The sequence below is a fragment of the Sporomusa malonica genome, assembly GCF_900176355.1.
Classification (GTDB): domain Bacteria; phylum Bacillota; class Negativicutes; order Sporomusales; family Sporomusaceae; genus Sporomusa; species Sporomusa malonica.
On the sequence record NZ_FWXI01000051.1, the window covers coordinates 1 to 6457 of the forward strand.

7 protein-coding genes are annotated in these 6457 nt (G+C 40.9%); 2 read left to right on the forward strand and 5 right to left on the reverse strand.

The annotated features are described in order from the left end of the window. Nucleotides 1–673: 4-hydroxyphenylacetate 3-hydroxylase N-terminal domain-containing protein (locus tag B9A22_RS24620; protein ID WP_281252445.1), on the reverse strand; the 673-nt coding region annotated here is incomplete at its 3' end. A 691-nt stretch (nt 674–1364) separates the two neighbouring features. Here B9A22_RS24620 and B9A22_RS24625 point away from each other — a divergent pair. After that, complete coding sequence (locus tag B9A22_RS24625) at nt 1365–3014, forward strand: NHL repeat-containing protein (protein WP_084578571.1); 1650 nt, start codon at nt 1365–1367, stop codon at nt 3012–3014. 34 nt (nt 3015–3048) lie between these two features. Here the strand turns inward: B9A22_RS24625 and B9A22_RS25750 are convergent, their stop codons facing one another. After that, nucleotides 3049–3219 (reverse strand): hypothetical protein, encoded by a 171-nt coding sequence (locus B9A22_RS25750; protein WP_176215684.1) that lies wholly within the window; start codon nt 3217–3219, stop codon nt 3049–3051. A gap of 151 nt (nt 3220–3370) precedes the next feature. Here B9A22_RS25750 and B9A22_RS24630 point away from each other — a divergent pair, with 151 nt between their 5' ends. Beyond that, on the forward strand, nt 3371–4768 hold the full coding sequence (locus B9A22_RS24630) for a GntP family permease (protein WP_084578572.1): 1398 nt from the start codon (nt 3371–3373) through the stop codon (nt 4766–4768). Nucleotides 4769–4863: 95 nt separating this feature from the next. On the opposite strand, the gene B9A22_RS24635 is transcribed toward B9A22_RS24630, so the two are convergent. The 3 genes from B9A22_RS24635 to B9A22_RS24645 form a co-directional block, all read right to left on the reverse strand. Then, nucleotides 4864–5184 (reverse strand): AMP-binding enzyme, encoded by a 321-nt coding sequence (locus B9A22_RS24635; protein WP_176215685.1) that lies wholly within the window; start codon nt 5182–5184, stop codon nt 4864–4866. Next, nucleotides 5144–5596, reverse strand: a complete 453-nt coding sequence (locus B9A22_RS24640; RefSeq protein WP_084578574.1) for an AMP-binding protein — start codon at nt 5594–5596, stop codon at nt 5144–5146. The genes B9A22_RS24635 and B9A22_RS24640 overlap by 41 nt, the downstream gene beginning before the upstream one ends. 243 nt (nt 5597–5839) lie before the next feature. Then, nucleotides 5840–6457 (reverse strand): 4-hydroxyphenylacetate 3-hydroxylase C-terminal domain-containing protein (locus B9A22_RS24645; RefSeq protein WP_217806060.1); only part of this gene is annotated, 618 nt, incomplete at its 5' end.

Consider the following 6457-nt stretch of genomic DNA (forward strand, 5'->3'; position numbering starts at 1 on the left):
AACCTTCATCGCCCTTACCCATAAACTTGGTCGGATTAACGATGATTTCATCAACGTAAGGAGCATTAGAGTTACAGATTTTCGCACCGCGAACGATAATACCTTTGCAAGGTTTTCCGTCAATGCCTATGCCGTCTACATTTGTTTTGATAACATGTACAAACTGATCCGGATCTGGCTGCATATGTGCTCTCTTATACTTAGGATTACGTGAACCCTTTACGTCAGTTTGAGCACAGTTGCAGATAAGGTCATTTTCTTGGCAGTACAACAGATACTTGTTAAAACGCTCATGATAATTTGTGCCGCAAGCCTGATCGCAGTCATAGCTAACAACAGCAATAGAATTAAGTGCGTCAGCGCCCATGCAGCGTTGAGTACAGCCGCCGACACGGTGGCAGAGCAGTCTTGTCATTTGTTGCTTTTTAAGCAAATCTTCTTTAGACTGGTGAATGTGGGTGAAACGGTTGATTTTCTTTCCGTTAAGATGAGAAGTCGCTGTGCATACATCCTCAAACTCAGGATTATTGGCCATATCATAGGTCTGCTTCATGACATAGCAGCCGCCGTCGATCCAACTACCTGACCGGTCAACCTTTTTACCGTTTAAATAAACGTTCGGTTTCATTTTGAGTAGCCGCTCTTTATAGGCTTCATAAGTTCCAATTGCCATTTTCCTGCCTCCTCTTAGTAGTGCATTTAATCTTTTGAATTCCCCTGCATAACTAAAGATCATGTCATGTCGTTGGTGAATACACCTTATTTAAATGCAAAAACTATGCCAAAGTCTAAAAGAGCTAGAATGCTAGTTAAAACCGCTGTAATTTTACAAGAAAATTCAATTAACTGTATGGTATATATACATTACCCAATCTAAATAATACTATCTTTATTTACAAAGGGAACATCATGCCTTGCATATGCTAAAAAACGACTACCAGGCCGGTAGTCGTTTCTAATTTTGCTTACAATAAATATAATTCTTATTATATTTTTCTTCAAAAACTGGCAGCTATGTATATTAGAAGTCCGCCTTTGTATACTCTCTATACATTCAATACATAAATCATTTCTAAATATATACAACCCCAGCTAACATTTCTGAAAATTCAATACATCTTCCCGGTAACAGTAGGCTTTTTCTCTGTTGGCATAGTTATTGCAATGTGTGGTAATTAGTACCATCAAATCTGGGGGAATAATTGGAATTTAAATGCCTCCTTAAGATACTATTAATTCCCTCAAGAACATTACTAGGAGGAACAATATGATTTTTATTCTCACCAAAACGTAATTTAAATGTATCGCCAAACTATTTACTCTCATCGTACTCACTTCCGTAATTGAGGAGGAGAAAGAAGTTGATGAAGAAAAAAATTGTATCAGTTATTTTCGGTTTTTGTTTCCTAGTTTCAGGGGTCGCACAGGCATTTACTCCTACTATACCGAAAGTCCAGGACCCGGCTTATGGTATTAGACTTATAGTTACTCCATCAAACTTAGGACATGGTACCAATGGTCTTAACTTTGATGCCAAGGACAATCTTTATGTCACTAGCGTAGCAGCAGCAGCTACCTATCTGGTTAATACCGACACAGGAGAGTCTAGCGTATATCTCGCCCCACCTTCAGGTGGAGCTGATGACTTGGTTTTCGGAAAGGATGGCACAGTTTACTGGAACGCTTTTTTTCTGGGAAAAGTGTATAAGAAAACTCCAGACGGAAAAATCGTTACTTTAGCTGATGACATGCCTGGAGCAAATGCAATTGCGCTAGGTAAAGACGGACGTCTTTTTGTAACTCAATGCTTCCTGGGAGACGGCCTGTGGGAGATTGACAAATCAGGGCAACAAAAGAACAGAAAAATTGCTGAAAAACTAGGCGGCCCTAATGCCTCCATGTTTGGCCCTGATGGTCTTCTCTATACTCCCCTTTGGTTCAAAGGGCAAATCATTAAAACCAACGTAGATACAGGCGAAAGGAACATTGTTGCCGAAGGGTTTAAAATACCATCAGCAACTAAATTTGATTCTCATGGCAACCTCTTCTGTTCTGACACAGCAACTGGAGAGATTTACAAAGTAAATGCGAAGAGCGGTGATAAAGCCGTAGTTGCTAAGCTAAGCCCACATCTTGATAATATTGCCTTCGACTCAAAAGACCGGTTATTTGTTACTAACATGAATGTTAACGGGGTCTATCAAGTCGACGTACCGACAGGCAAGGTTAGACCAGTGGTAGAAGAGGCCAAGCTATGCTACCCACAAGGAATCGCCGTTGCAAATGACCCTAATGGTGACACAGTCTACGTGGCCGACAATTTTGCTTATAAAAAAATAGATGCCTTTAGCGGAAATGTAGAGGCCCCACTAAACGGTTCCTCGTTCACTAATACAGCTTCAATCTCCGCTGATGGCAATTATATATTAATGTCCGGCTGGTTCACCAATAAGGTTCAAGTGTTTGACCGGAAGACCGACAAGCTTTTGTACACTGTATCTGGCTTCAAGGTTGTAGCTGGAACATTGATGCTAAATGACGGAAGTATCGTTGTAGCTGAACATGGGGCAGGCGATATTGTCAGGGTAACAGATAAAGAAGGAACAGAAAAAACCGTTGTCACTTCTGGTTTAGTTAGTCCTACATATATTGCTCCAGCAGGACAAAATGCTATATACGTCACTGAATACACACCAGGTAGAATTACTAAAGTTGACCTAAATACCGGCGAGAAGAAAACAATCTGCACTGGATTGAAAGGGCCGAAAGGAATTGCTGTAAAACCTGATGGAAAAATAATTGTTGTTGTAGCAGGGTCTCACCAATTACTAGAAATCGATCCTGATTCCGGAAAAAGCAAGCCGATTGTAAACAACTTAGCAGTCGGTCAACCTGGTGAAGTTAGGGGCGGACATCCTGCCTATTCATTTACTGGAGTTGCAGTATCGAACTCCGGTGCAATTTATGTTACTAGTGATCTAGAAAATACTGTTTATCAGATTTTCCCCAAATAATAGATAAGGCTAAGGCCATCCTTACGGCCGTTGCTTATCTTACTGTACGTAGAACTATAAAAACATATAGTATGTATAAAAGTGCTACTACGCCACCCATAAAAACATACCAGGTAGGTTCTAAGTTACTGTTAAAAAGCTCAACCAGTCTTTCAATCACTGGGATGACTACCAGTAATATTGCCAGCGTTGCGGTTATTTGCATATAATCCTCCATAGCATACAAAGTACACACTGAACTCTCTATTTATAATAGCATGTGTTTTTTTGTGATCACCATATACTATTTCCCAACGCTCTACGCATTCCCAAATGATTAAAAAAGACCTAATCTTCAAAAAATAAGGAGGATTATTGTGGAAGTATTAGGAATTCTCGTTAGCCTGATATTGTTAATGTATTTTGCCTATAGAGGTTTCTCCGTTATTTATTTGGCTCCCATCCTCGCACTGATGGCAGCAGTATCTCAGGGCCTTTCACCAATGCCCGCTTATACTGAACTCTTCATGGGAAAAGCAGTAGGATTTATCAAAGTCTATTTGCCAATATTTGTGCTAGGTGCCGTATTTGGCAAAGTCATGGAAGATTCAGGTATGGCCAAATCAATCGCCCAGGTTGTTGCCCAAAAGTTTGGTGAAAAATATATAATTCCTGCCATCGTACTTACCGGTGCGTTTGTAACTTATGGTGGCATGAACGGCTTGGTCGCAGGATTTGCCGTCTACCCAGTTGCTGCTGACTTATTCAGGAAAGCAAATTGGCCCAAACGCTTTATTCCAGCGACTATGTTTCTCGGTTTTGGAACTGCGACAATGGATTGTTTTCCCGGTACCTTACAACACATTAATATCATAGCGACTTCTTATTGGGGCACTACCGTTTATGCAGCCCCTGTTATTGGAACACTAGGCGGTGTGTTGATTCTAGGAATAGGTATGCTATTGTTAAACCATAACATTAAAATAGCTCTTGCAAAAGGCGAAGGATATGGTACAGGACACACCAATGAAACGGAACTGAGTGACGACATGGAAGTACCGCATTGGACGCTGGCCATTCTCCCCTTAATAACAGTTATTGTACTAAATTTCATCTTGACTATGGTAATCAAATGGGATCCTCATATACTTGATCCATTTATCGCCATGAAGTTGCCTTTAGTTTCTCAATCTGTAAAAAGTATTCTTGCGGTATGGGCATTAACTATCGCAGAAGTAGTTGCGATCATCATGGTTCTGATTATTGGTCGCAATAATTTATCACAAAGCGGTTTTGCTAAATCAATGAACGCCGGTGCTATCGGTTCATTATTGGCAATAATAAATGTAGCCTCAGAAGTAGGCTATGGTAATGTAATTTCTGCGCTTCCCGGCTTTAAAGCTGTTGCTAATTTCTTATTAAGCATCAATATTGGCGATAGCCCGCTGATGTCAGAGGCAATCACTATTACTACACTAGCTGGCATGAGTGGATCCGCAGCAGGCGGTATGGTAATTTCTCTCGAAATTATGGGAAAATCGTGGTTAGCCATGGCTAATCAGATCGGGATGTCACCGGAAATTCTTCACCGGATAGGCTGTATGGCTGCGGGTGGTATGGATACATTGCCGCATAACGGCGGGATTATTACTCTTCTGGGTATTTGCGGTCTCACACACAGACAGTCCTATCCTGCCATATTCCAACTCACTTTGATCAAGACGGCAATGGCTTTTGTTATGATGGCTGTAGCGGTAATTACCGGACTTGTATAGACAATACGGCAGTAGCCCTAATGAAGAATCACCCGGCACTATGTGCCGGGTGATTCTTCATTAGGGCTACTTTTGGTCTCCTTAGAGCCCTGATTCTAGCATAAAGAATATTTCAAAACCTTTCCCATTGCATTCCTGGGGATATTTGTTACAACTTCTATGATTTTAGGTATTTTATAGTGAGCGAGTCTTCCTTCACAAAATGCTCGAATATCTTCTACGACCAACAAGTTATGGTCTGAATTTAAAACAACGACAGCTTTCACGATTGTACCCCAAATCTTATCGTCAGCACCCAATATAACAACATCATCAATAATTTTAACATCTACGTGACAAGTAGGTCTACCAACCGAGCCGTTTTTACGCACGCTGTTACAAATATCCATCATGGCAACCGGAGCCACTTCGGTCATACCGTATACCTCTAAAAAAAGGTATACCCTTTTCCTGCAACTTTCCATTAATATGACTAGTGCACTTTGATCCTGCTGAAATACCAAACCTTAATACCGATAAGTCTCGTTGGTAAAAACCAGGTAATTGAACAAGCATTAACCACATAAAAGGTACTAAAAATAAACAGGTAACCTTTTTATCTGTAATATAACCCAGCACTTCTGTAGCCTTGAATTCATCCTCGATTATAACAGTTCCCCCCTTGAACAGGATTGGAAGTGTTAGAATTGCCAGTCCTGCTATATGGAATAATGGAGCAACTGTCAGTGTAGTATCATTCTCTACAAATCGCGCCATTTTTAAGAATGAACTACACACTTCGAATATACCTCGATTTTCTTGATGGAAATGTGAAATAATTAAATTCATGTATATAAAGTTTATACATAAATTTAATTACTACGATTTCTACTGTATACATTCTATACACATAAATACAATAAATCAATTCCCCTAACCACTTCTCTCTTTTCTACCAGGCTAATAACCCTTAAACATTGATTCGAATTTTTTTAAACTAAACAGGAGCCTTCAATGAGACTATATATGTTTCATTGAAGGCTCCTGTTTAGTTTAGTTACTATTGATTAAAAGCTACAGATAATTGTCTTACTATTTCTTTTCTACCTGAGTCTTCTTAAACTTGTCAAGCATTGCTCTCGGAGTTACTGTTGGGCGTTCTATACGGGGGAACTCGGCGCCCTCGAAGCCAGCGAGATATTTAGCAAGATTTTTCAGTGGCTCAAGGTCGTAACGGCTCATCATGGTAATGGTCTCCATAAGCGGAGATCCGCCGCCGTGTACGCCGGCAACAGCCTGTGCAGCCTCAAAGGAATCACAGAGTTTATCCTCCATCATACGCATAACCCGGTGCGTCTCTTCGGCTGTATATGCAGGGTTTCTCATAATGTACTTGTTGCAAAGCTCGGCTGTCTCAGGCTCATAGAAGGATTCTTCTGTTGGGAGTGAGGCGCAAATACCGCCTGTCAAGTCTGCCAATGTCTCATATTCATGATAAATTTTTTGACCTGCCAGTTTACGTCCGGCATTGGTCAGAATCTCGTCTGGTACCCAGGAACCATTGGGGAACTCTACTGCGCGAAGTGCTGATGATTGACCTGCTGCGTATACAAGCTCGGCCGTGCTGATGATTTCGCAGAGCTTCTCACGAACGTGATGTTCCTGGGCGATATCATTTACATCGGCAACCAGAGCTGCCTGAGCTGCAAT

Excerpts from the sequence above, each read along its gene's own strand:
- B9A22_RS24625 (WP_084578571.1), top strand. The coding sequence starts at position 1,365 with ATGAAGAAAAAAATTGTATCAGTTATTTTCGGTTTTTGTTTCCTAGTT.
- B9A22_RS25750 (WP_176215684.1), bottom strand. The coding sequence starts at position 3,219 with ATGCAAATAACCGCAACGCTGGCAATATTACTGGTAGTCATCCCAGTG.
- B9A22_RS24635 (WP_176215685.1), bottom strand. The coding sequence starts at position 5,184 with ATGACCGAAGTGGCTCCGGTTGCCATGATGGATATTTGTAACAGCGTG.
- B9A22_RS24640 (WP_084578574.1), bottom strand. The coding sequence starts at position 5,596 with ATGAATTTAATTATTTCACATTTCCATCAAGAAAATCGAGGTATATTC.